Consider the following 22,451-nt stretch of genomic DNA (forward strand, 5'->3'; position numbering starts at 1 on the left):
CATCCTCTCCAGTTTCACAAATAAAAAAGTATGGGGGTGACATTCATGGAGCGCAACATCAAAATCACCGTAACTATCGAATTCTAGAACTTATCCTCTCCAGTTTCACAAATAAAAAAGTATGGGGGTGACATTCATGGAGCGCAACATCAAAATCACCGTAACTATCGAATTCTAGAACTTATCCACTTCGGTTTACAAATAAAAAAGTACGGGGGTGACATTCATGGAGCGCAACGTTAAAATCACCATCACCATCGAGTTCTAATTTTCGAAGATCAAGCGTGCTAACATAACTCATCTGGAGGTGTTTACACATGGAACGCAACTGGTCCATCGGCATCACCATCACGTTCGAGTTCTAAGCACCATTAAAACGCCTTCTCCTTAGGAGAAGGCGTTTTTCGCATGAGCGCTTACACGTTGGAATTGTCGTCGTAGTCAGCGCGAAATCCGTCTTTGGCGGCGAGCGGCTGACCGTTGCCGTCCTCATCGCGGCGGCCGGTGTTCACGCCTTGCTGCAGCTGGCCTTCCAGCTCTTCCACCTTGTTTTGCATGCCCTCTTCCTGCGCAGCCTGGCGGGCTGCATCGAGCCCTTTTTCGATCGCATTTTGATTCTCTTCCACTTTGTCGTCCCCCCATCGGTTTTTATAGGTAAAACTCTCATCGGTCGCCGCTTCAAACTCTGCCATCAGGGCATTTCGGATGCCGTCTCGTTCTGCCATCGCTGCATCCTCCTAGGTAAAATACTCAATTTTGGCCTGTGGAAAGTATTCCTCAATCAGTCCGCGAAGATGCAGATTCAGCCGATCCGCATCACTCCCCTGATAGACCCACTTGCCACGTCCGTATTTCCCGTACTTGTATTTGCGCTGCTCTTCGTCCATCTCCAGCTTCGTCGCCGGGTAATTTTGCAAAATGATCCGCTTCGCCGCCGCCGTGAAGCGGTGCTGGATCAGCTCGAACGTCAAGTTTTGCTTCGCTTCCGGGATCAACTCCCGACTCAGGCGCTCAAACAGCTCCGCATACCCGGCTTCCCAGCCTTCGTAGATGATCAACGGGGCGACGATAAAGCCCAGCGGATAGCCCGCTTGCGCCACTTTGCCGGCCGCTGCGATCCGCGAATCAAAGGGGGCGACGCCCGGCTCAAAATTTTTGATCACATACCGCGAATTGATCGAAAAGCGGAAGCGCGTTTTGCCGTTGTGCTTGGCGTCGAGCAACTGCTCCACATCGTCGTATTTGGTGACAAAACGCAACTGGGCGAGCTCCTGCTCTCCCATGAATTCGATCATCCGCTTCAAATTGCCGGTCAGATGCTCCACCGCGATCGGATCGGACGTGCAGGCCGCTTCAAACGTCGTCGTCTCCGGCGCCCGCTCGTCGATATACGTTTGCGCGTTGTCGAGGATCTCGTCGATGTTCACATAGACCCGCACGTACGGCTTCTTGCCCATCGTCGTCTGCAGGTAGCAATAATGGCAATGTCCCGGACAGCCGGTCGACACCGGCAAGGCAAAGTCGGCCGACGGCTTTGAGGTGTCCAGCTTCATCGTGCGTTTGACGCCGACGACCAGCGTGCGTTTGGCGTTGGCATACGCTTGGGACGGCGTATCGCCCGGAATCCCGGTCACACGGTTGTGGGAAGAGGTGACTTTGATCGGGACGCCGCTGTCTTTCAAACGGCGGTACAGGCGGTCACCGACCGGGTAGTCCAGCGCCTTCGGTTCAAAGAAGACCAGATCAGGCTCAAAACGCGTCATCAATAAAACTCCTTTGCTCTAAAAATACAGCCCGTGCATGGCGATCCCGAGCGCGATGCCGTACGCCGCCCCGCCTGCCACTTCGATCGGATGGTGGCCGAGCAGCTCTTTGAGCTGCTTTTTCTTGCGCCGCAACTGCCGGCGGGAAAATTCCGGATCATCCGTTTCGATATGCTGGTCAAACGCCGTTTCCAGATCATTGATCGCGATCGCCTGCTCGCCGGCATGGCGGCGGATGCCCATCGCGTCGTACATCACGATCAAGCCTAAGATGATCGCCAAGGCGAAAAACGCCGAATCCAGCCCCTCCTGATAGCCCACCGCAGAGGCCAGCGCCGTCACCCCTGCGGAGTGCGAACTCGGCATGCCACCCGTGCCGACGACACGTTTCCAGTCCCATTCCCGGTGAAAGAGAAAATGCAGGGGAATCTTGATCAACTGAGCTGTCACGATCGCCGTGAGTGCCGCGAGGAGCGGATAATTGTTCAAAACGCCCAACGAGAACGTCACCCCTTTCCCCACGTAGTATGAGCAAAATAAAAAAAATCCCTCATCCGAACGGATCAGGGATTGGTGAGTCGTAAACTTACCAGTTATGAATCTCGTCGACCGTCTTGCGGTCGAGCTTCTTGATCACGGCGACAAGCAGGTCTGCCGCCTGCTCCCAGTCTTTTTTGGACAGGAGTGCCGTGTGCGAGTGAATGTAGCGGGTCGCAAAGCCCAGCGCGATCGTCGGCACGCCGTGGTTGGAGATGTGGAATTTGCCGCCGTCCTGGCCGCCGCCGGTCAGGGCATCGACTTGCAGGTTGATGCCGAGCTCTTTCGCCGTGTCGTGCACGAGGTCGCGCAGCGGCACGTTCGGGATCATCGAGGTGTCGTAGATGAAGCTGAGCGGGCCGTCGCCGAGGTTGCAGGACTGCTGGTAGCCTTCGAAGCCCGGCGTGTCGTACGCGACGCCAACGTCAAGCGCGAAAGCGATGTCCGGCTGGACGAGGTTGGCGAGCACGCCTGCGCCGCGCAGTTGGATCTCTTCCTGCACGGTCGCACCGCCAAACAGGATGTTCGGGTGGGACTCGTTCTGCAGACGGCGCAGCACTTCCACCGCCAAGCCGCAGCCTGCGCGGTTGTCGAGCGCTTTGCCGACCCAGACGTCGCCGCCCCGCATCGTGGTAAACTCGGAGATCGGCACGATCATGTCGCCCGGGCGGATGCCCATCTCTTCGACTTCCTCTTTGGAGGTCGCGCCGACGTCGATGAACATCTCCTTAAAGTCGAGCACGCGCTCGCGGTCTTTCGCAGCGAGGGTGTGCGGCGCTTTCGAGCCGACGATGCCGAGCACTTCACCGGTGCGGGTCTTGATCTTCACGCGCTGCGCCAGTACGACGTGCGCCCACCAGCCGCCCATCGGCTGGAAGCGCAGGAAGCCCTTCGGCGTGACATATGTAACCATCCAGCCGATTTCATCGAGGTGGCCGGCAAACATGATCTTCGGCCCGTTTGCATCCCCGGTCTTCTTGCCGACGATGCCGCCCAAGCGGTCGGTGATGATCTCATCGGAAACGGGAGTCAGCAGTTCGCGCATCTTGTTGCGCACTTCGCGCTCAAAGCCCGGAATGCCGTCCGCATCGCAGAGTTCTTTTATCATCTTGGTCTGTTCATCCATCTGAAAAAGCCCCCTTTTTCTTGTCTTTTCCCATGTAACGCACTACCTCATAGTATCATGTCCGAAATCGTTTCGGAAAGCAAAATTATAACCTGCGCGCCTTCTTTTTATGTTAAACTAGAAATCGTAGTTCTACTATTCTAAATTTGATAACATTTACATATTGTGCGTTTCCCGCACTCTATCTTCCAAAAAAAGATCTTCCAGCTTGCCGTCAAGCACCCGGGCCAGTTCAAACGCCACGCGAAGCGAAGGTGCGTGTTTCCCGCGTTCGATGTTGGCGAGGTAGGCACGTGTGATGCCAACCGCTTCTGCCAGTTGTTCCTGCGTCATCCGTTTTCCTTTCCGTGCATTGATCAGCCTCTGCCGTGCGCGCAATTCGGTCGTCATCGGAAAACACACCTCCAAAGTGTTGTGCTTATCTCGCACTTCTTACAAACTATCATACGTTTTCCGCTTAACTCCTGTCAATAAATAAGTGCGCAAGGCGCACGGTTTTTATTCCGCACAACGAATGATAAGATGAAAGACAGCACTCGATCAAGAGAAGGTGAACAGAGCCATGGGTTTTCCGCAGCGTTTGAAAGAGCTCCGCAAAAGCAGAAAGCTGTCCCAGGAAACGCTGGGCAGGGAGGTCGGCATCGACCGCACCTCGATCTCGCATTACGAAAACAGCGAAGAAAACGACGAGCGCATCCCGCGCCTTGACACCTTAAAGAAGATCGCCGATTTCTTCGACGTCACCTACGACTATCTCCTCGGCCGCACCGATGAGCCGCTGGTCAAAGAAGACCCCGCCCTGTACAAAGTCACACCGGCGGCGCAAGTCGAGTACCCGGAGGAGATCCGCCATTTCCTCCTCACCCTCCCGGACATGCTCCTGCAGGTCCCGAACGAGGAGCGCGAGGCTGTGATCCGCGAGCTCGAACAGACTGTACAACACCGCATCCCAAACAACAAGACGCGCTCCTGATGAGCGCGTCTTTGTTCGTTTCTTATGCAGCTTGTCCGTTTTTGCGGAACTTTAAATAGCTTTCTGCGAGGAACAGATTGACCATCCAGCAGGACCAGACAGCGATGACGTAGGCGGTGACGTATTCGAAGCCGAAGCCTTTTTCCAAGACGAGGTTGATCACATACAGCGAGTTGTTGGCCAGGGTGATCGCGTAACTGCGGATCATCCAGCGGCGGTGCGCTGCGACCTGGCGCTTACGGATCGTGGTGTACGCCTTCAGCGTCGTGTACAGCCAGACGGCGCTCAGCACGAAGAAGCCGGCCGTTGCCACGATTCCGCCGGTCGCATGCAGCGCGACGTACAGCGCGGGCAGGATGTTCAGCAGAATCGACCCGATGTACACCTTGCCGATCAGCCGGTGCAGCCCCGGACGCTTCACGCGGATCTTTTTCACGAAGCCTAAGGGGCCGGCCAGAATCGCCGTCACCGCCAGAATGATGTGCACACGGATCAGCACCGTCCACACATCCCGGTTGAAATCTTCCCCGATCGTCTTGTTCAATAGAAACTTTGAAAATTCCGGATCGGTCATAAAGTTTTTCGTCAACGTATGCAGCGCCCACATCAGCGCGATAAAAAACAGCGGATAAATCAGCCAGGAACCTTTTGTACGCATGCGGCGGGTCGTACCCCTTTCCCTAAAACTCCACCTTCATACATACCACTTTACAATGCGTTCTGGCAAGGCTCATGACCGAATTCTCCTCATTTCGTCACAGGAGCGAGCGCCGCCTGGCGGAGCGCACAGGTGAAAAACTGCGGCTCCTGCTTCTGCCCCGGCTCGTAATAGGTGACCAGCAAATGCGCTTCTCCCGGCTCAAACGCCATCCCCTTTTCGTCGAGCAACTGGAACGGCACCGTCTCGAGCAGGCAATGCTTATGCATCTCCTGCTCCGTAAGCCCGAGTTTCACCCACGACTCCCCGAGCAGCTCCGGCGCGCTGATCAGTGCCTGAATGTACTGCTGCGCATCCGCTTTTTCCAGCGTCCGCTCCCACCAGATGCCGCGCGGCTTGTTTTTGAAGCCGATCAGATAGTCGACCTTCATCAGGCCGAGCACCACGTCTTCCCGCTTCAGCCCGCGCACCTGCAAAAAGGCCAGCAGGCGGCGGAACAGGTCTTCCACCTGATGCCCGATGCGGTTCCAGCCCTGCTCTTCCCAGTAGTCGCCAAAGTCCTGGAAGAAATCGAACGCCGACGGAAACTCCTCCGCCACCAGATAGCGCACCGTGCGGTTGGTGCGATGCGCATTCCAATACTTCTCCAGCACATCTTCCACCCGCTTGATCCGAATCACATCGTCAAACGGCAGCACCTCGTTGCTCAAGATCTCATACGGCGCTTTCTCCATGAACTTGTAGCCGTACTTGTCCGCATCCAGCCGCACTCCGACCCCGCGCAGCATCTTCAAGAAGCCGAGCTGCAGCTCCTCGACCTCCAGCGCGAACACATCGTTGAACGTCTTCTTAAACGACGCATAGTCCTCCTGCGGGAGCCCTGCGATCAAGTCGAGATGCTGATCGATCTTGCCGGTCGCTTTCACGCCGAGCACCGTGCGGGTCAGTTTCTCCCAGTTTTGCTTGCGGTTGACGATCTCGTTGGTCACGTCGTTGGTCGACTGCACGCCGATTTCAAAACGGAACAGCCCCGGCGGCGCATGTTCAGCCAAAAATTCCACCACGCGCGGCTTCAAAATGTCGGCGGTGATCTCGAATTGGAACACCACGTCCGGGTGCGTCCGGTGCAGCTCGATCAGATACTCGAAGATCTGCAACGCATAGCGCATGTGGATGTTAAACGTCCGGTCGACAAACTTCACCGTCTTCACGCCGCCTTCGACCAGCCGCTGCAAGTCGCGCTTGGTGCGCTCGATGTCAAAATAGCGCACGCCCGTCTCGATCGAAGACAAGCAATAGGAACAGGAGAACGGACAGCCCCGCGATGCTTCAAAATAGACCACGCGATTGACCAGCGTCGGGATGTCTTCCTCCGAAAAAGGCGACGGGATTTCGTCCAGCTCCAATTTGTCACGGAAGAACGTACGCTTCGGTCTCCCTTCCCCGTCGCGGTAGACGATCCCCTGCACCGTCTCCAGATTGCCGTTGCTGCTGAACTCCTGCAGCAGGTGGTGGAACGTCTTCTCCCCTTCGCCGATGACGATCGCATCGGCCGCTTCGATCCGCTTCATCCACGCTTCCGTGTCGTAGGAGACTTCCGGACCGCCGAGCACAATTTTCACGTCGGGCAGCACTTTGCGCAGCATTTCGATGATCGGAATCGTCTCTTCGATGTTCCAGATATAGCACGAGAAGCCGATCACATCCGGCTTGCGCTTGTAAATGTCGGCGACCACGTTCATCGGCTGGTCTTTGATCGTGTATTCACACAGATCGAGATCCGGAAAATCCGGCTCTGCGTACGCCCGCAAGTAGCGCAGCGCGAGCGATGCATGTATGTATTTGGCGTTCAATGTAGCGAGTACGATTTTCATTTCTTGCCTCCGCGAACTCATAGTGTAACAACGCATATCATATCGTGATACAGAAATGCAGTTTTGACAAGGAGGAGTCTGATGATCAACGTCATCCCGATCCAATTTGGTGAACGCATCGCGCTTGGGATCTCGGTCACGCTGCCCAAAACCAATCTCGTGATGGTCACGACTGAAAAAGGGTATATCATGTGCGGCGCACTCGATGTCGGGCTGCTCAATGAAAAACTGGCCAGCCGCGGCATTATCGCCGGCCGTGCGGTCGGCGTGAAAACGCTCGACGAGCTGCTCGCAGCACCACTGGAATCGACCACGCTCAAAGCGCAGGAATTGGGCATCGTCCCCGGCACGGTCGGCCGGGATGCGATCACCCTCCTGCTCGAACTCGACGAGACACAGCATCCGGCGCCGTAATATATACCTTTCCCCACAAAGGATACACAGAAACACCCCCTGCTTTCGCGGGGGGTGTTGTTGTTAATTGCTCAGCTCATCCAGACGGATCGCCCGGTTATGCACCGTATGGCTCCACGTTTTGTTGTTTTTCGTAAAGAATGCAACAAGCGTGATCGGGAACCAGGAGATCAGGAAGATCGGATAGATGATCAAGGCGGCGTAGGCTCGCCAATTCGCCTTCTCCAGCCACATCGAAAGCGGCAATTGAGCATAGAGCAACGCATTGATCAGCACCCAATATTCGGTCGGCAGCAGAACGCGCTGCACATCGGTGACCGCCCACCAGGACGGCATGACCAGCTGCAGGTACAGGATGATCGAAGTGAGGAGAATGATCAACAGACGCATCGGCTGGAACAGGTAGAGCGCCGCATCGAGCATCGCCCAGTTGCGGTTCTTGATGCTCTTGCCAAGCAGCGGCCAGAAATAGCGGGATGCGCAGTCGAAGTGACCCTGCATCCAGCGCAGGCGCTGGTTCCATGATGCTTTCATCGTGTTCGGCTTCTCGTCGTATACTTTGGCGTCGTGCGCCCAGGTCGGGTAGATCCCGCGCTGTACGCAGCGAGCGGTAAACTCCACGTCTTCCGTCAAGGAGTGAGCGCCCCAGCCCATTTCCTTGAGCAGGTCGGTGTCGATGCAGATCCCCGTGCCGCCCAGAGCGTTGGACAGGCCGAGGTTGTAGCGCGCGAGTTGCCACATGCGGTTGGTGAAGTAGTAAGAGATCGCCATGGAGACAGAAATCCAAGAGTCATTCGGGTTCTTGGTGTCGAGGTAGCCTTGGATGACCCGGTCGCCGCGCATCAGCTTCTCGTTCATGTGAATCAAGAAGTCTTTGGCTGCCAGGTTGTCAGCGTCAAACATGACAACAGCATCGTATTGTTTCTCCTGCTCCCACAGACGCTCCAGCATCCACTCAATCGCAAAGCCTTTGCCGCGCTTCGTGTCGTCGAAGCGTTCAAAAGCGATGGCACCGGCATTTCGCACGATCTCCGCCGTGTTGTCGGTACAGTTGTCACAGATGACAAAGATATCGTAGAGCTCTTTCGGATAATCCAGACGCTGCAGGTTCTCGATCAGGGGTTCAATAACCTCTGCTTCGTTGTGCGCCGCGACGAAGATCGCAAAGGACTTCGCCGGAGCATGGGTAATCGTATCTTTCGGCTTGCGAATGCCGAAAAGGGACACGCCAACCTGATAAGCACTTAAAGCACCCGTCAAACCTTGAAGTGCAATAAACGCACCGTCCGTCAGAGTTCCTAATATGCTCATGTATGTTTCCCTCACTTTTTCTAGCTCTTGTACACAGACATGTAGCAAGCACATCTGAGTACACATGCTAACCTACTATAACAGATATGCCAGAGCAGGACAAGTATACGCAGATCATAATAATTTTCCTGTACAGTTCGCAATAAAATATATAAATTCCTGCAAAATTCTTGCAAAAACGAAGGAGGAGGTGAGCATCACTTGCTTCCTGTCAAACAACTGCTCGAAACCCACTGGCAGCTCGCCGTGGAAAAGGTGACGGCAGTCGGACCCGTCTGGCGCATCGAGACGGTGCAAGGCGATTTTTGCTTCAAGCGCGGCAAGCATGGGCTGGGCCGCCTGTTCTTCGATTATCATGCGATCGAATACCTCTGGAAGCAAGGTTTCACCGGCACGCCCCGGCTGATCCCCACCGTGTACGGCAACCCGATCATCGAGACCGAACACGGCCACTTCTTCCTGACCGCGTGGGTCGGCCGCCCGCTCGATGCCTCGGCGCATTCCGAGTGGAAGACGGCAGCAGCCGCGCTGGGCGGATTTCATCACGCTTCCAAAGGCGTCACCTTCCCGCCGGTCGCCAAACCCCAGTCCTTCTCTGGAAAATGGACCCGGCGCTTTGCAGAACGGACGGAGGAACTGCAGGCGTTTCTGGGCGGACTCTCGGCCTCCCGCAATGAATTCGAAGCAAGGATCAAGCAAGACAGCGCGCAGATTCTCGCTCAGGCGGCAGAAGCTGCCCAGCGGCTGCAAGCTTCCGCCTATGAGCGGCTGGTGCGCGAAGTGGAGGCCGTGCCGATGCTGGTGCACGGCAACATCAAGGCGGAAAACTTCTCCGTCGAGAACAGCGGCGCCGTCGCCCTCATAGATTTCGACAGCTTCCGGCTCGATGTGCCCGTGCAAGACCTCGCCAACCTGTTCCAAAGCGTCCTGCCTGCCTGCAGTTGGTCGCCCGATGCCGCGCTGGACGTGTTTCACGCGTATCAGACCGGGCGGCGTGTCGATCCGGCGGAGATCCCCGTGCTGCTCGCCTTCTTGTCGTTTCCGCACAGCGTGTACAAGGAAATCCACAAGTACACCACCCAGCCGGACCGGCCGCTCGCCAAATGCATGCGCAAATGGGAGCCCGCTGTACAGGAAATGTATCAGACTCGTGAATTTTTGCAAAAATGGGCAAATCCGCTTAAAAAGTGTGTACAATAGGGAGGAGACTGACAAGACAAGCGAGGTATTGTACACATGCTCCATGCATTGATCGAATGGCTTTCTGCCATTGCGACCGGGCTGATCGAAACCTTCGGACACTGGGGAATCTTCTGGGGGATGCTGATTGAAAGCGCTTGTATCCCGCTCCCGAGTGAAGTCATCATGCTGTACGGCGGCTTTATGGCAGAAAAGGGCCTGCTGTCGTTCTGGCCGGTCTTCTGGGCCGGTGTGTTCGGCAACTTGGTTGGCTCCGTGCTCACCTATTGGATCGGAGCAAGCGGTGGCCGCACCTTCCTGATGAAATACGGGAAATACATTTTGATCAACGAAAAGCACATCCACACCGCCGACCGCTGGTTTGCGAAGTATGGCGACTGGGCCGCGTTTTTCGGACGCAACCTGCCCGTCATCCGCACCTTCATCTCGCTGCCGGCCGGCATCGCGAAAATGAACTTCTGGAAATTTACCGTCTATACGTTCGTCGGCTGCCTGCCGTGGAACCTGGCTCTGACCTGGGCCGGCTTCAAGCTCGGCACGAACTGGCATGCGGTGGAACCGTACATCAAGCCGTTCTCCTACGGCATTTTGGGCCTGATCATCCTCGCTGTGCTCTGGTTCGTCTATAAGAATCTGCGCACCCGATTCGCACACTGATAGCAACAAGAAAACCCGCGCTCTGCCAGATGCAGAGCGCGGGTTTTCTTGTGATTTAGGAGTTGGCCGCTTGCGCTTCGCCTGCACGCGCCACATAGACGCGGTAGAGAATGAAGGCCAGCGCCGACAAGATGATGCCTGCGATGTACGGATAGCCGATCGACAGAGCGTAGACGGCGCCGCCGATTGGCGGACCGCCGATGCGGCCGAGCGATTCGAACGAGGAGAGCAGCCCGGTTGCCTGCCCCTGCCCGACCGTCGTGCGCTTGGTGATCAGCGCCGACACCGCCGGACGGATCAGACCGTTGCCGATGCCGAAGATCGACAGGAACAGAGCGGCCGTCCAAAACGAGCTGGTGAGCAGGATCAAGCCAAAGCCGATCGCCGAGACCACAAGCCCAATCTGGATGACCGCGCCTTCGCCGCGCTGCTTGATCAGACGTCCGACCAGTCCGCCTTGCACAAACGCGCCGCATAGCCCCATGATCATGAAGATGTAGCCGAGGTGCACCGTGTCCAGACCCGCTTTTTCCGCTGCGAAGTAGGCGAATGTGCCTTCCAGCGCCGCCAGCGAGAAGGAGACGACAAACATCAGCACATAGAGAATCGACAGCGAGCCGGAGAATGCGCTCCAGCGCGAGGCGGTCGCACTGCCCTTTTGCACGCGCTTCTCAGGCGGCAAGGACTCTTGGAGCACGAACATGACGAACAGGAACGTGATCGCCGAGACGATACCGGCGATGAGGAACGGCGTCGCATAGCTTTCGGCAGAGAAGATCCCGCCGATCGCCGGACCGAAGATAAAACCGAGGCCGACCGCTGCACCGATCATGCCCATGCCTTTCCCCCGGTTCTCAGGCGACGTGATGTCGGCGACATAAGCCATGACGGTCGGCATGTTGGCCGAGGACAGGAACCCGGCGAGAATCCGCGATGCGAACAGCATCCAGAGCTGGTCGGACATCGCAAAGAGGAAGAACGACAACGACAGACCGGAGATGCCGATCAGGATGACCGGCTTGCGGCCGATCCGGTCGGAGACGCCGCCCCAAAACGGTGCGAACAGGAACTGCATCACCGAGTAGGAAGCCATCAACAGCCCCAGCTGAAACGGTGAAGCGCCCAGCTCTTCCGCAAAGAACGGCATGACCGGGATGATGATGCCAAATCCCAGCATGACCAGGAACATGACCGCAAACAAGATGCCCAATGCTTTTTTGTTCACCCTCTAAACACCCTTTCTAGCCTGCTTGCAGGTTAGCGTCCGCGGCGGAACGCCTTTGCGAGGAATGCGCCCAGGAATGCGCCGACCAGCGCGAGGACGATGTCGGTCACAACCGGAGTCGCCGTGCCGCCGATGTCGACGATCGGCCCAAAATACAGGTGCAGCATATGGCCGCCTACAAACATCAAACCTTGCGCCAAGATGGCGCCTAAGATAATCGAAAGCACACGCGGTGCTTTTAGTGAAAACGTGGCGATCAGCGCCGAGACGATCGCAACGCTCCAAGTAAACAGCATAAACGTACCGGACACAGCGAAAAGCCCCCTTTATCATATATACCATCTTATTGTAGACTACTTGTCCCGCTCTTGCCACTCTCCACGGATGTAAAAAGCCTGGCCCGCCAAGGACCAGGCTTTTCTTTTCACAATTTAGACAAGACGTTTGCGGATCGAGCCGGACAGGTAGTCGATGAGCATGACGACGACGATGATCCCGATCAGGATCGCGCCGACACGTGCCCAGTCATGTCCGATCAGCGCGAACAAAAGCGGTGTACCGATACCGCCTGCGCCGACCATCCCGAGGACAGATGCGGCACGAACGTTGATCTCGAACTTGTACAACGCGTAGGACATGAACTCCGGCAATACTTGCGGCAGCACGGCGAACCACATGATCTGAATGCGGTTGGCGCCCGATGCGTTCATCGCTTCGATCGCGCCTTCGTCCATGTTTTCGATCGCTTCGGAGTACAGCTTCCCGATCATCCCGATCGAGTGGAAACCGATCGCCAAGACCCCGGCGAACGGGCCCGGGCCGACAGCCACGATGAAGATGATCGCGACGATCAGCTCCGGCAGCGTGCGGATGACGTTCAGGATGCGCTTGCCCACCGAAGAGACCCAGCGGTTCTTCTTGCTCATGTTCGTCGCGGCGAGGAAGCCGAACGGAATGGCGAGCGTCGCTGCGATCGTCGTGCCGAGCAGGGCGATCGCCAGCGTCATGAACATGTTGTCGATGACACCTTCATCTTCGGTGATGAACGGCCATTCGACATCAAAGATGCCGGAGATGATGTTGCCTGCTACCGGCAGGGATTCGCGAACTTTGGTAACATCGACTTCCATCCCGGAGAAGCACCAGGTGTAGAGCACGATGAAGAAGATGACATACAAAACGAGTTTGATTTTCTGACCGAGCGTCTTCGGCGGCGCTGCCAATGCTTTTTGTTGTTGGCTCATAGCAGTTTCTCCCGGATTCTAGTACTGATCGTATCGATGAGGATGACGATGATAAGCGTGAACAAGATGATCGAAGCGACGTGTGTGTACTGGTACATCGCCAGCGCCGTGTTCAGCACGTGACCGATCCCGCCAGCGCCGACGAGACCGAGGATTGCGGATGCGCGAACACAGACTTCAAACGTATAGAACAGGTAGGCCATGAATGCCGGCAATGCTTGCGGCACGACGGCAAAACCGATAAATTGCAGCTTGTTCGCGCCTACGGCGGTCATCGCTTCCAGCGGGCCCGGATCGATCGTTTCGACCGATTCATAAGCCAGCTTGGCGATGATGCCAAACGAGAACAGAGTCAAAGCGAGCACGCCCGCGAACGGACCCAGGCCGACGATCGCTACGAAAATACCCGCGAACAGCAGTTCCGGGATCGTACGCGCCACGTTCAGGAAGGTACGGGTGATCGTCGTCACGCGCTTGCCAAAGATGTTGTTCGAGGAGAGCAGGATGATTGGAATCGACAGGATCGCACCAAATGTCGTCCCGAGCACCGCCATCTGCACCGTCTCAAGCATCGGATCGAGGATTTCAATGAAATATTTGAAGTCGGGCGGCCAGAGCTGCGCCATCATGTTCCCGATGTTCGGCAGGCCAGCAATCAGCTCGCCGATGTCGGCGTCAACGCCGCGCCAAGAGAACACATACAGCACGGCGAGGATCAGAAAGATGACCGTATATTTCAGTTTCGATGGTGCTTTGATCGATTTTTGCTGCTTGCTCATACGCCTTCCTCCACAGCGCCAAGCAATTCATCTTTCTTGATCTTGCGGCCGTAGATGTCGGAGAACACCTCATCGGTCGCCTGTTCCACCGGGCCGTCAAATACGACTTTGCCGGCGCGCAGGCCGATGATGCGGGTGCCGTATTCGCGGGCGAGGTCGAGGAAGTGCAAGTTGACGATGGTGGTGATGCCGAGCTCGCGGTTGATGCGCTTCAGGTCGTCCATTACTTGACGGGTGGTCAGCGGGTCAAGGGATGCGACCGGCTCGTCCGCGAGAATGATCTTCGCTTCCTGCGCCAGGGCGCGGGCGATCGAGACGCGCTGCTGCTGGCCGCCGGACAGTTCGTCGGCGCGCGCATACGCTTTTTCTTTGATGTTGACGCGATCGAGTGCATCGAGTGCCAGTTCCACGTCGCGCTTCGGCCAGAGGCCGAGCAGCGTGCGCATCGTGCCGTGGTAGCCGACGCGACCGGAGAGGACGTTGCGGATGACAGACACGCGCTTGACGAGGTTGAAGCTCTGGAAGATCATGCCGATGTCACGGCGGAAGCGGCGCAGTTCCGCGCCTTTCGCTTTGGTGATCGACGCACCGTCGATCAAGATCTCGCCTTCGCTGATCTCGTGCAGACGGTTGATCGAGCGCAGCAGCGTCGATTTGCCCGCGCCGGAGAGCCCGACGATGATCACGAATTCACCCGGATGAATGGTCAAGTTGATATTATCCAGGCCGACAGTCCCATTGGGATACACTTTTTTCACGTTCTTAAATTCGATCATTCTCTTCCCAACTTTCATTTCGGTCTAAGGTTTTCTCAAGTGATGGATACCACGTAGTATGAGCCTCGGAAAGGGTATTGTATCCATGGAAAGGCAAGTACCATTGTATCTAAAAGCGCTTTCAAAAGAAAGACAAACTTTGTGGTTTTTCGACGTTTTTCTCAGCTGGCTGATTCTGATTCGACATTTGCGCTATAATAAGAGAACAGGAAAGGAAGGGATTTTGAAAAATGGATCTTTCTCGCGTTAACCTGATCGTCTATGATTTGGACGGCACTCTCTACGAAGATACTCACCATTTTGATTATTACGCAGGCGAGCTGAAGAAGCGGTTGCCGGAAGCGGTGCAGGCGCAGTTCCAAGCCGACTACGATGCGGCGCTGCAGGACAAGCATCCGCTGCGCATCGGACGTACATATGATGCCAACCGTGATCTGATTCTGGTGCAGCTGAAGGGCGATGTCTCCGAAGCATACCTGTGGGACGGCACGCCGCTTCCGAAAGAGGAAGTGGAGCGCCTGTATCCGGAGAAGGTCGCCGTCAACCTTGAAGACATGTTCTCGATCGGCGATATGTGGTGGGTGCCGGGCTGTATGGCGCGCCATTACGGGCTGAACGATGCGGGCACCAGCGAAGCGTTCCTCGCAACGCGTGAGTTTATGATGGGCCCGGATTTCCACATGAACCGCATCCCGGGGCTGATCGAAGCGATCACCGAGTCCCGCGCGGGCGGCGTGAAACAGGTGCTGGTCACCAACTCGCCGGAGGTGGATTCGACCAAGATTCTCGAGAAGCTGGGGCTGCTCGACTCATTCGATCTGAAAGTGTTCACCGCCCGCAAACCGTCCGGCACCAAAGGCGTTTTTGCGCGGATCAAAGAGCAGTTTGACCTGCCGTACGAAGGTTTCCTCTCCGTTGGCGACAACTGGGTCAACGAGATTCTGCCGGCGCACGAACTCGGCTGCCAGACCGTCTACATCGACCCGCACGGCATCGGCAAAGGCTGGGAGTGCGACGAGCGCGTTACTTCGATGCAAGAAGCGCTGGCGTTTATCACGAACGCGGGCAAATAACGTATAACGTCAAAAGACACAAGGGCATATCCGCCCTTGTGTCTTTTTGCATGCCCGCAGATGATCGTAGCCCGCAAGAGGCAGAGGAGACCGTGCCTTTCGCTTGGCTACATCTTGAACTTGCCGGCGTCCTCTTGCAGCTCTTCAGCCAGGTTGGCGAGGCTGTTCGAGTTCTCGGCGATGGTGTGGACCATGGCGACCATCTCTTCGGTGGCCGCGGTGGTCTCTTCGACGCTGGCGACCATCTCCGAGGCCATCTCTTTGACGCCGAACACCGCTTCCGCTCCCGTCTCGGTGATCGCTTCCTGCTTGCCCGCTTCCCGGCGGATCTGGGAGATCTGCCCTTCGACCGCGCCGATGTGGCGCAGGATCTCCACAAACGCCGAACCGGTCGCCTGCACCGCTTCCGCCCCGTCCTCCAGACGATGGCGCAGCAGTCCGGTCGTCTCGCAGACGTCCAGTACGCTGTGCTTGATCCGCTCGACCAGCACTTCGATCTCCTCGGTCGTCAGGCGCGTCTGGTCGGACAGCTTGCCCACTTCGCTCGCCACGATGACGAACCCGCGACCGTGCTCCCCGGCCCGCGCCGCTTCGATCGAGGCGTTCAGCGCCAGCATTCCCGTCTGTTTGGAGATCGCTTTGATCTGGTCGACCATCGCGATGATCTCCTCGGCGACCGTCTGCAACGCCAGTACCTTCTGCTCGCTCTCCTGCGAAGACTGGGAGATCACCTGCATCGTCCCGATCGAACGGTCGACCTGCAACTGCCCGTCTCCCGCCGCCGCCTTCATCTGGCCGGCCGCTTGCACCGCCGCTTCGGCATGGCCGGAGATCGTCTGCGCCTGCTCGGACAGCGTGTCGAGGTGCCCCGCCGCTTCGCCGACCCGCTCAAACGTGCGGTCGACCAGCGACCGGATGTCTTCGGCCGACGCGGCGATCATCTGCAATGACCCGCGCGCCTCTTCGGTCGACGCGGCAAATTCCCGCGAGTTTTCCGACAGATGATAGGAGCCTTCATGCACCCCTTTGGCCAGCGTGCGCAGCCCTTCGTTCATCGCCAGGAAAGCCTGCGTGATCTCGCCGATCTCATCCTGGCGCTTGCTTCCGGCCAGCAGCTCCGTCCCTTTGCTGTCGGTCAGATCGCCGGACGCCACGCGCGCCATCTCGCCACCGAGGCGGCGCAACGGACGGGACAGCGAGTTGTAGAACAGCGCCGCGAGCAGTCCGCCGATCAAGAGCAGCAGCACTCCGGCCACCGCTGCTGTGAACAACAGCTTCTCCCGCAGCTGCGCCCCGGTCTGCGATACTGTCTCCGTCGCCAAAAATCCGATCGGCTGTCCATAGATGTCCACGAGCGTGTCGGCGCTTTCCGTCTGCTGGCCTGCATTCGATGTGGTCGAGAGCACCTGCGGTTCGGCCGACGCTTTGACTTGCAGCCCCAGCGCAGCCGCTTTGCTCTGATCGTAGCTTTTGTTCGTCGAGACGACCTGCTCTCCGTCGTAGACGGTGACATCGGTCTTGTTGACCTCCTGCACCGTTTCAAGGAACTTCTCGTTCACATCGCGCGTGAAGATCAGCACCCCGTTCGGCTGAGCCGTCCCCTCCTCGTTGGTGACTTTGGACAGCGTCACCATCTGCAGGCCGCGCTCCGAGCGCACCAGCCCGGTCAGGCTCATCTCGTTGCCCATTTGATCGACCATCTGCGGCAGTTGGCCGTCCAGATTGAGCGGCTGATGCTCCCGCTTGGCCAGCACATCGCCGTCCAGATCGGCCACATAGACGGAAGACAAGGAAACGACCACATCGATCACCGACAGCACGCTGTCTTCGAGAAAATCGGTGTCCCCTTTGGCGATCGCTTCGTGATGCTCCGCCCAATAGGCATTCGTCTTCGCAGTGGAAGCCAGCTGCGTGCCGACGAAATCGAACATCTCATGGGCAGCTTTCAAGTTGCTGACCCCGCGCTCCGCTTCGATCGTCGTCAAACTTTTTTGCAAATCATAATAAAACCAGAACCCCGCAATTGACAGCGGGACGATGAGTGTCGATAAGATCGTAACTAAAATTTTGGCAGTGATTGATTGTCTCATGATGGTACGCCCCTTTTGCACCACGACTTTAGTCCCATCAATTAATTCTACACATGCCAAACGTAACCTTCTTACCTCTCTCAAATTTTTACTTATAACAGCCGTTCGCGGATCAGATAGGCGACACCGTCTTCATCGTTGCTTTTCGTCGTCCAGTCGGACGCCTGCTTCAGCTCGTCCACGCCTTGGCCCATCGCCACGCCAAGCCCGGCATAGCGGATCATCTCCAGATCGTTCAGGTTGTCCCCGACGGCGGCTACTTCCGACTGCCCAATGCCAAACGCCTGAGCCAGATGGTCGATGCCCGACGCTTTGCTCGACGCGTGATCGAACATTTCCAGGAACACATAGCCCGGAAAATCATAGGTCGAGACAAACATGTTGAACTTGTGGTCGTCGATCTTGCGCAAGTCTTCGATCAGCGGATACACTTTTTCCGGCTTGTCGATCAACAGCACTTTCAGCGGGTCGACCCCGGTCACGGTGCGGAAATCGTCGACCTGCTGCGAGATCTGCGGGTCGCGGTTGACGAACAGATAGGCCGCGTCAAAGCCGGGGTCGCGGTCATAATACGTGTCGATCCCCTCAAACGTGTGGACAAAAACGCTCGACCACAAGCCGTGTCCGCGGATCACGTCGATCAGCTTGTGCGCCGTCTCTTTCGGCAGCGGCCGGTGCAAGAGCGTCTCCCGCTTCAGCGGGTCGGCGATCACCGTGCCGTTGCCGAGGATGACCGGGACGCTGACGCCCAGCTCCTCGATCAGCGGCAGCACGCCGCGCAGGTTGCGCCCGGTGGCCAGCGTGACGATCACGCCATTCTCGTGCAGATCGCGCACCGCCTGTTTCACTCCATCGGTCAGGCGCCCCTGCGAGTTGAGCAGCGTTCCGTCGATATCCGATACCAGCATTTTGTAGGTCATGATGTCGTTCCCCTCTCTAGTCCCTCATCGCATCGAGCCAGCCGCGGATCGGCTTGTACGATCCTTCGCCGCGCAGCACTTCCTTCGGGCAGAAGATGCGAAATTTCGATTCCGGCTGCAAAGAGCGCACCAGCCCGGAGTACTTGGAGATGTCGTCCAGCAGGCGGCCGCTCTCATCGACCAGCTTAATGCCTTGTTTGTACATGTGGTAACCGCCTGTCGTCGCCGTCTGGAACGACAGGTAATAGTCCGGATTCAAGCCGTGCGTGCGAAACATTTCGCGGATCGTCTCGCGTTCGACCTCTTTGAGCTCCCGCGTATCGACCCCGCCAAACAGGCGGCGGTTGACAAATCGGTCGGACAGGTCGCGCAGGATCGGGTCTTCGGCGCGGGTCCAGCGCTGCAAGGTGTAATTCATCACGCTTTCATCGAGCTCGAGGTATTCCGCCACCGAGATCTCGTCCGCCTTGCGCGACAGAAACGGCTTTAGCTCGTCGACCAAAAACACGTCATCGCCGCGGTCCCACAGCTTTTTCACCCGGGACACCACATGGCGCAAGAGCACGTCGCTGCCGACGGTGACCGGGTGCAGGTAGACTTGGGAATACATAAAGTAGCGGGCGAGGATGTACTGTTCGACCGTTTTCATGCCCGACTTCTTGACCACGACGTCATCGCCGACCGGGCGCATGACGCGGATCAGCCGCTCCAGTTCAAACGCGCCGTACGTGACGCCGGTGTTCAGCGCGTCGCGGAGCAGATAGTCCATCCGGTCGACGTCGAGCTGTGACGAGATCAGCTTGACGACCAGCGGAAACTTGTCCTTCTTGGCGATCACATCGGCCACATCCTGCGGGAACTCGTCGTCGATCCGCTTCAGAATCCGGCTGACCTCCGGGTCTTCGATCAGGATGCGCTGCGTCCACGTCTCGTGATGGAACTGAAACACCCTTTCCACCGTATGCGAAAACGGCCCGTGCCCGATGTCGTGCAGCAGCGCTGCGCACAAGGCGAGCATCCGCACGCGGTCATCGCCCGGCCAGCCGAAGTTGCGCTCAAAATGGGACAGCACCTTGCGCATCGTCTCATAGGTGCCCAAGGAATGCGTAAAGCGGCTGTGCTCAGCACCGTGGTAGGTCAAAAACGACGTACCGAGCTGCTTGACGCGGCGCAGGCGCTGAAACGCGCGCGTGTTGATCAGATCCCAGATCAGGCTGTCTTTCACATAGATGTAGTCGTGCACCGGATCTTTAAACACTTTTTCTTTATCGACCCATTCGATCATAAAATCCTCCCGTAGCAGAACTGCCGTATGTAGGAAAGAATATCATAAGTCTTTGGAAATCACATAATCTAAAGGTAGGCTTTTCCGATAGTCTTTTCCGAGAGGCATGGTTTTTTTCACTAAACTTTTCTATAATGAAATTTGACTTGTCCAAACTACTTCCGTTCAAAGGGGTCCTAAGAACGATGAATAAACACGACCGACTGATCTACCTGTATGATCGTCTGAATCAAGAACAACAGCAAGACCTGCTCAACCTGATGGAAACTTGGAACAGCATGCCCCGCCCGGCGGAAGGCACCGGCGAGACCACGCTCAACCCGGCGCTTGAAGAGACGCTCGGCCGCGAGTGGATGTGCCTGAACGCGCTGAAGAAAGTGGTGGCGACTCATTTCCTGCCCCGCCTCGAACTCGGCTATGTCGCGTTCCATCCGCACCTCGATTCTGTCTCCAACGCCAAGACGCGCCAGGCGGCAGAAAAAATGTACACGCTCGAAGCAGCTTATGAGCTGAAGCGCATCTTGGAAGCGGAGCCCGACTCCGACCTGCTCCAAGGCGAAGTGGCCGATCTGCTGCACGGGCTGCTGCATCATAACGAACGTTAATTTTGCGACTGGAGGAGATATCATGGCAGAGATCACACCCGGCACCCAAGCACCCGACTTCACGCTCCCGGCGAGCAACGGCGAACCTGTTGCCTTAAGCGACTTGCGCGGCAAAAACGTCGTGCTGTACTTTTACCCGAAGGATATGACTCCAGGGTGTACGACCCAGGCATGCGACTTCCGCGACGCCCATCAGCTGTTCGAAGCGGCCGACACGGTGATCGTCGGCGTTTCGCCCGACCCGGTCAAGCGCCACCTGAAATTTATCGAAAAAGAAAACCTGCCCTTCCTGCTGCTCGCCGACGAGAACCACGAAGCGAGCGAGCTGTATGGCGTCTGGAAAGAAAAAAGCATGTACGGCAAAAAGTTCTGGGGCATCGAGCGCACCACGTTCCTGATCGACAAGGCAGGCAACATCGCCAAGGTCTACCCGAAAGTAAAAGTCAAAGGCCACATCGAAGCGGTGCTGGCCGACGCCAAAGCCCTGACATAACGAATAAGGACCCCTCGCGGGGTCCTTTTTGCTACTACTTGATGGTCATGCACGCAAATCCGACCGAAATCGGGATGCCCGTACCTTCACGGGTGGTCACTTCGTTCGACTCAACCTGCACATCCAGATCGAACAGATTCTTTTCCATAACATTCCCCTCCTCTTCAGTTATTTAAATAATCTGACACTTATATTATGCCATATGTATATCTTCAAATCAATTTGTTAATAGAAAATTTTTCAATTCTTTTGCACAGCAGTTTTTGCGCTGCATAGCACGGGGCTTTGTTTTTTGGTATCCTTTACTTAGTGAGATTTTTCGAACAGAAAAGGAGCGGATGTATGCTTTCATTTGTAATGAAACACCGCTTTGCCCTGATCAACCTGGCTTTGTGGATCGTGTTTGGCTGGCTGGTCTGGGTGGGGCTGCGCTTTGCATTGCCGTTTTTCCTGCCGCTGGTGTTCGGGCTGTTGATCGCCGTGCTGATCGAACCTGCGGTCAAACTGCTGATTCGCCTGAAACTGCCGCGCTGGATCGCCTCCTTCTCCACGCTGATCCTGCTCTTCGGCGGCGGCGCCGCCTTGTTGCTCCTGCTCGCCGCCAAGCTGATGATCGAGCTTGCCCAGTTTTCCGAACGGGTGCCCGGCATGGCGAAAGGCTTGGTCGGCAAAGGTGAAGAACTGCTGCACCAGGCGGTCGCCTTTTACACCACCCTGTCCCCTGAGATGAGCGAAAAAGTCCGCGACAATCTCGGCAAGCTTGGCACTGTGCTCGGCAACATCGGCAAGGGTATCTCCGAAAATGTCCTGCACTGGCTGGGACAAGTCCCCAGCGCCGTGACGATCTTCCTGCTGTCGCTATTGATCGCTTATTTTCTCTCCAAAGACTTCCCGCTCTGGCAGCGCCGCGTCTTCCGCCTCATCAACCCGAGCGTCCGCGAAAAAGGCGACGTCGTCCTCGACGACCTCGGCAAAGCGACGTTCGGCTATATCCGCGCCCAGGCGATCCTCATTTTGATCACATTCTGCCAAGTGCTGGTCGGGCTCCTGATCTTGGGCGTCGACTACGCGTTCTCCCTGTCGCTGTTAGCGGCGTTTCTCGACATCCTGCCCCTGCTTGGGACAGGCTCACTGTTCGTGCCATGGGCGATCTACATGTTCATCACCGGCAATGTGCAGCTCGGCATCGGTCTCCTGGTCGTCTATGGACTGATCGTCGCCGTCCGCCAACTGCTCGAACCGAAAGTCCTCGCCTCGTCGATCGGCCTCGACCCGCTGGTCACGCTCGTCGTGATGTATGCCGGCTATCAGGCGATCGGATTTGTCGGCGTGCTGCTCGCCCCGTTCCTGATCATCGCCTTTACCTCGCTGTTGAAGGTGCGGGCGTTCGACTTCCTCGTCGAAGATGATTTTTCGGACAAGAACAAATCACAATAGCCATATAGTGA

The 22,451-nt window shown here is 56.8% G+C and carries 25 protein-coding genes; 8 read left to right on the plus strand and 17 right to left on the minus strand.

Annotated features, from left to right (window positions below):
* Nucleotides 1–416: 416 nt before the first annotated feature.
* The 5 genes from EV586_RS08345 to EV586_RS08365 form a co-directional block, all read right to left on the minus strand.
* On the minus strand, nt 417–725 hold the full coding sequence (locus EV586_RS08345; RefSeq protein WP_132944645.1) for a hypothetical protein: 309 nt from the start codon (nt 723–725) through the stop codon (nt 417–419).
* A 12-nt stretch (nt 726–737) separates the two neighbouring features.
* The gene (gene splB, locus EV586_RS08350; protein ID WP_132944646.1) at nt 738–1,763 is read right to left on the minus strand and encodes a spore photoproduct lyase; all 1,026 of its coding nucleotides are present in this window, start codon (nt 1,761–1,763) and stop codon (nt 738–740) included.
* Nucleotides 1,764–1,781: 18 nt separating this feature from the next.
* Nucleotides 1,782–2,261 carry a divergent PAP2 family protein gene (locus EV586_RS08355; protein ID WP_132945269.1) on the minus strand — a complete coding sequence of 160 codons (480 nt, stop codon included), beginning with the start codon at nt 2,259–2,261 and terminating at the stop codon, nt 1,782–1,784.
* An 88-nt stretch (nt 2,262–2,349) separates the two neighbouring features.
* Nucleotides 2,350–3,426 (minus strand): M42 family metallopeptidase, encoded by a 1,077-nt coding sequence (locus EV586_RS08360; RefSeq protein WP_132944647.1) that lies wholly within the window; start codon nt 3,424–3,426, stop codon nt 2,350–2,352.
* Nucleotides 3,427–3,582: 156 nt separating this feature from the next.
* A complete protein-coding gene (locus EV586_RS08365) occupies nt 3,583–3,816 on the minus strand; it encodes a helix-turn-helix transcriptional regulator (protein ID WP_132944648.1) in 234 nt (77 codons plus the stop codon).
* A 172-nt stretch (nt 3,817–3,988) separates the two neighbouring features.
* Between EV586_RS08365 and EV586_RS08370 the strand changes: the two genes are divergently transcribed.
* Nucleotides 3,989–4,399 (plus strand): helix-turn-helix domain-containing protein, encoded by a 411-nt coding sequence (locus tag EV586_RS08370; protein WP_132944649.1) that lies wholly within the window; start codon nt 3,989–3,991, stop codon nt 4,397–4,399.
* Nucleotides 4,400–4,421: 22 nt separating this feature from the next.
* Here the strand turns inward: EV586_RS08370 and EV586_RS08375 are convergent, their stop codons facing one another.
* The gene (locus EV586_RS08375; RefSeq protein ID WP_132944650.1) at nt 4,422–5,057 is read right to left on the minus strand and encodes a DUF2306 domain-containing protein; all 636 of its coding nucleotides are present in this window, start codon (nt 5,055–5,057) and stop codon (nt 4,422–4,424) included.
* An 89-nt stretch (nt 5,058–5,146) separates the two neighbouring features.
* Nucleotides 5,147–6,931, minus strand: coding sequence for a B12-binding domain-containing radical SAM protein (locus EV586_RS08380; protein WP_132944651.1), 1,785 nt, complete (start codon nt 6,929–6,931; stop codon nt 5,147–5,149).
* Between the two features lie 81 nt (nt 6,932–7,012).
* On the opposite strand from EV586_RS08380, the gene EV586_RS08385 reads away from it, so the two are divergent.
* On the plus strand, nt 7,013–7,345 hold the full coding sequence (locus tag EV586_RS08385) for a YunC family protein (protein ID WP_132944652.1): 333 nt from the start codon (nt 7,013–7,015) through the stop codon (nt 7,343–7,345).
* Nucleotides 7,346–7,408: 63 nt separating this feature from the next.
* Here the strand turns inward: EV586_RS08385 and EV586_RS08390 are convergent, their stop codons facing one another.
* Entirely contained in the window at nt 7,409–8,656 is a 1,248-nt protein-coding gene (locus EV586_RS08390; RefSeq protein WP_132944653.1) for a glycosyltransferase family 2 protein, read from the minus strand.
* Nucleotides 8,657–8,857: 201 nt separating this feature from the next.
* Here EV586_RS08390 and EV586_RS08395 point away from each other — a divergent pair, with 201 nt between their 5' ends.
* Both EV586_RS08395 and EV586_RS08400 read left to right on the plus strand, forming a co-directional pair.
* Nucleotides 8,858–9,856, plus strand: coding sequence for a CotS family spore coat protein (locus tag EV586_RS08395; RefSeq protein WP_165898436.1), 999 nt, complete (start codon nt 8,858–8,860; stop codon nt 9,854–9,856).
* 36 nt (nt 9,857–9,892) lie between these two features.
* The gene (locus tag EV586_RS08400) at nt 9,893–10,513 is read left to right on the plus strand and encodes a DedA family protein (protein ID WP_132944655.1); all 621 of its coding nucleotides are present in this window, start codon (nt 9,893–9,895) and stop codon (nt 10,511–10,513) included.
* Between the two features lie 55 nt (nt 10,514–10,568).
* On the opposite strand, the gene EV586_RS08405 is transcribed toward EV586_RS08400, so the two are convergent.
* From EV586_RS08405 to phnC, 5 genes are all read right to left on the minus strand, one after another.
* Nucleotides 10,569–11,702: an MFS transporter gene (locus EV586_RS08405; protein WP_132945270.1), complete on the minus strand. Its 1,134-nt coding sequence runs from the start codon at nt 11,700–11,702 to the stop codon at nt 10,569–10,571.
* A 68-nt stretch (nt 11,703–11,770) separates the two neighbouring features.
* Nucleotides 11,771–12,049, minus strand: a complete 279-nt coding sequence (locus EV586_RS08410; RefSeq protein WP_132944656.1) for a hypothetical protein — start codon at nt 12,047–12,049, stop codon at nt 11,771–11,773.
* A 120-nt stretch (nt 12,050–12,169) separates the two neighbouring features.
* Nucleotides 12,170–12,982 carry a phosphonate ABC transporter, permease protein PhnE gene (gene phnE, locus EV586_RS08415; RefSeq protein ID WP_132944657.1) on the minus strand — a complete coding sequence of 271 codons (813 nt, stop codon included), beginning with the start codon at nt 12,980–12,982 and terminating at the stop codon, nt 12,170–12,172.
* Entirely contained in the window at nt 12,979–13,761 is a 783-nt protein-coding gene (gene phnE / locus EV586_RS08420; protein WP_132944658.1) for a phosphonate ABC transporter, permease protein PhnE, read from the minus strand. Before phnE (EV586_RS08420) ends, phnE (EV586_RS08415) begins: the two co-directional genes overlap by 4 nt.
* On the minus strand, nt 13,758–14,537 hold the full coding sequence (gene phnC, locus EV586_RS08425; RefSeq protein ID WP_132944659.1) for a phosphonate ABC transporter ATP-binding protein: 780 nt from the start codon (nt 14,535–14,537) through the stop codon (nt 13,758–13,760). The genes phnE (EV586_RS08420) and phnC overlap by 4 nt, the downstream gene beginning before the upstream one ends.
* Nucleotides 14,538–14,767: 230 nt before the next feature.
* Here phnC and EV586_RS08430 point away from each other — a divergent pair, with 230 nt between their 5' ends.
* Nucleotides 14,768–15,610, plus strand: a complete 843-nt coding sequence (locus EV586_RS08430) for an HAD family hydrolase (protein WP_132944660.1) — start codon at nt 14,768–14,770, stop codon at nt 15,608–15,610.
* 107 nt (nt 15,611–15,717) lie between these two features.
* Here the strand turns inward: EV586_RS08430 and EV586_RS08435 are convergent, their stop codons facing one another.
* The 3 genes from EV586_RS08435 to EV586_RS08445 all read right to left on the minus strand — a co-directional run bounded on the left by EV586_RS08435 (nt 15,718) and on the right by EV586_RS08445 (nt 19,905).
* Nucleotides 15,718–17,700, minus strand: a complete 1,983-nt coding sequence (locus EV586_RS08435; protein WP_132944661.1) for a methyl-accepting chemotaxis protein — start codon at nt 17,698–17,700, stop codon at nt 15,718–15,720.
* A 92-nt stretch (nt 17,701–17,792) separates the two neighbouring features.
* A complete protein-coding gene (locus tag EV586_RS08440) occupies nt 17,793–18,620 on the minus strand; it encodes a Cof-type HAD-IIB family hydrolase (protein WP_132944662.1) in 828 nt (275 codons plus the stop codon).
* Between the two features lie 16 nt (nt 18,621–18,636).
* Nucleotides 18,637–19,905, minus strand: coding sequence for an HD domain-containing protein (locus EV586_RS08445; RefSeq protein ID WP_132944663.1), 1,269 nt, complete (start codon nt 19,903–19,905; stop codon nt 18,637–18,639).
* Between the two features lie 185 nt (nt 19,906–20,090).
* On the opposite strand from EV586_RS08445, the gene EV586_RS08450 reads away from it, so the two are divergent.
* Both EV586_RS08450 and bcp read left to right on the plus strand, forming a co-directional pair.
* Nucleotides 20,091–20,510, plus strand: a complete 420-nt coding sequence (locus EV586_RS08450) for a hypothetical protein (protein WP_132944664.1) — start codon at nt 20,091–20,093, stop codon at nt 20,508–20,510.
* A 22-nt stretch (nt 20,511–20,532) separates the two neighbouring features.
* Nucleotides 20,533–21,003: a thioredoxin-dependent thiol peroxidase gene (bcp, locus tag EV586_RS08455; RefSeq protein WP_132944665.1), complete on the plus strand. Its 471-nt coding sequence runs from the start codon at nt 20,533–20,535 to the stop codon at nt 21,001–21,003.
* Between the two features lie 34 nt (nt 21,004–21,037).
* Here bcp and EV586_RS21300 read toward each other — a convergent pair whose 3' ends face one another.
* Nucleotides 21,038–21,151 carry an FDLD family class I lanthipeptide gene (locus EV586_RS21300; RefSeq protein WP_207893875.1) on the minus strand — a complete coding sequence of 38 codons (114 nt, stop codon included), beginning with the start codon at nt 21,149–21,151 and terminating at the stop codon, nt 21,038–21,040.
* 194 nt (nt 21,152–21,345) lie between these two features.
* Between EV586_RS21300 and ytvI the strand changes: the two genes are divergently transcribed.
* Nucleotides 21,346–22,440 (plus strand): sporulation integral membrane protein YtvI, encoded by a 1,095-nt coding sequence (gene ytvI, locus EV586_RS08460; RefSeq protein ID WP_132944666.1) that lies wholly within the window; start codon nt 21,346–21,348, stop codon nt 22,438–22,440.
* Nucleotides 22,441–22,451 lie beyond the last annotated feature (11 nt).

Origin of the sequence: Tumebacillus sp. BK434 (assembly GCF_004340785.1) — a bacterium.
GTDB lineage: Bacteria > Bacillota > Bacilli > Tumebacillales > Tumebacillaceae > Tumebacillus_A.

What these genes read in the sequence shown, in the direction of transcription:
- EV586_RS08345 (WP_132944645.1), bottom strand. Translation starts at nt 725, where the DNA reads ATGGCAGAACGAGACGGCATCCGAAATGCCCTGATGGCAGAGTTTGAA.
- splB (WP_132944646.1), bottom strand. Translation starts at nt 1,763, where the DNA reads ATGACGCGTTTTGAGCCTGATCTGGTCTTCTTTGAACCGAAGGCGCTG.
- EV586_RS08360 (WP_132944647.1), bottom strand. Translation starts at nt 3,426, where the DNA reads ATGGATGAACAGACCAAGATGATAAAAGAACTCTGCGATGCGGACGGC.
- EV586_RS08365 (WP_132944648.1), bottom strand. Translation starts at nt 3,816, where the DNA reads ATGACGACCGAATTGCGCGCACGGCAGAGGCTGATCAATGCACGGAAA.
- EV586_RS08370 (WP_132944649.1), top strand. Translation starts at nt 3,989, where the DNA reads ATGGGTTTTCCGCAGCGTTTGAAAGAGCTCCGCAAAAGCAGAAAGCTG.
- EV586_RS08375 (WP_132944650.1), bottom strand. Translation starts at nt 5,057, where the DNA reads ATGCGTACAAAAGGTTCCTGGCTGATTTATCCGCTGTTTTTTATCGCG.
- EV586_RS08380 (WP_132944651.1), bottom strand. Translation starts at nt 6,931, where the DNA reads ATGAAAATCGTACTCGCTACATTGAACGCCAAATACATACATGCATCG.
- EV586_RS08385 (WP_132944652.1), top strand. Translation starts at nt 7,013, where the DNA reads ATGATCAACGTCATCCCGATCCAATTTGGTGAACGCATCGCGCTTGGG.
- EV586_RS08390 (WP_132944653.1), bottom strand. Translation starts at nt 8,656, where the DNA reads ATGAGCATATTAGGAACTCTGACGGACGGTGCGTTTATTGCACTTCAA.
- EV586_RS08400 (WP_132944655.1), top strand. Translation starts at nt 9,893, where the DNA reads ATGCTCCATGCATTGATCGAATGGCTTTCTGCCATTGCGACCGGGCTG.
- EV586_RS08405 (WP_132945270.1), bottom strand. Translation starts at nt 11,702, where the DNA reads ATGTTCCTGGTCATGCTGGGATTTGGCATCATCATCCCGGTCATGCCG.
- phnE (WP_132944657.1), bottom strand. Translation starts at nt 12,982, where the DNA reads ATGAGCCAACAACAAAAAGCATTGGCAGCGCCGCCGAAGACGCTCGGT.
- phnE (WP_132944658.1), bottom strand. Translation starts at nt 13,761, where the DNA reads ATGAGCAAGCAGCAAAAATCGATCAAAGCACCATCGAAACTGAAATAT.
- phnC (WP_132944659.1), bottom strand. Translation starts at nt 14,537, where the DNA reads ATGATCGAATTTAAGAACGTGAAAAAAGTGTATCCCAATGGGACTGTC.
- EV586_RS08430 (WP_132944660.1), top strand. Translation starts at nt 14,768, where the DNA reads ATGGATCTTTCTCGCGTTAACCTGATCGTCTATGATTTGGACGGCACT.
- EV586_RS08435 (WP_132944661.1), bottom strand. Translation starts at nt 17,700, where the DNA reads ATGAGACAATCAATCACTGCCAAAATTTTAGTTACGATCTTATCGACA.
- EV586_RS08440 (WP_132944662.1), bottom strand. Translation starts at nt 18,620, where the DNA reads ATGACCTACAAAATGCTGGTATCGGATATCGACGGAACGCTGCTCAAC.
- EV586_RS08445 (WP_132944663.1), bottom strand. Translation starts at nt 19,905, where the DNA reads ATGATCGAATGGGTCGATAAAGAAAAAGTGTTTAAAGATCCGGTGCAC.
- EV586_RS08450 (WP_132944664.1), top strand. Translation starts at nt 20,091, where the DNA reads ATGAATAAACACGACCGACTGATCTACCTGTATGATCGTCTGAATCAA.
- bcp (WP_132944665.1), top strand. Translation starts at nt 20,533, where the DNA reads ATGGCAGAGATCACACCCGGCACCCAAGCACCCGACTTCACGCTCCCG.
- EV586_RS21300 (WP_207893875.1), bottom strand. Translation starts at nt 21,151, where the DNA reads ATGGAAAAGAATCTGTTCGATCTGGATGTGCAGGTTGAGTCGAACGAA.
- ytvI (WP_132944666.1), top strand. Translation starts at nt 21,346, where the DNA reads ATGCTTTCATTTGTAATGAAACACCGCTTTGCCCTGATCAACCTGGCT.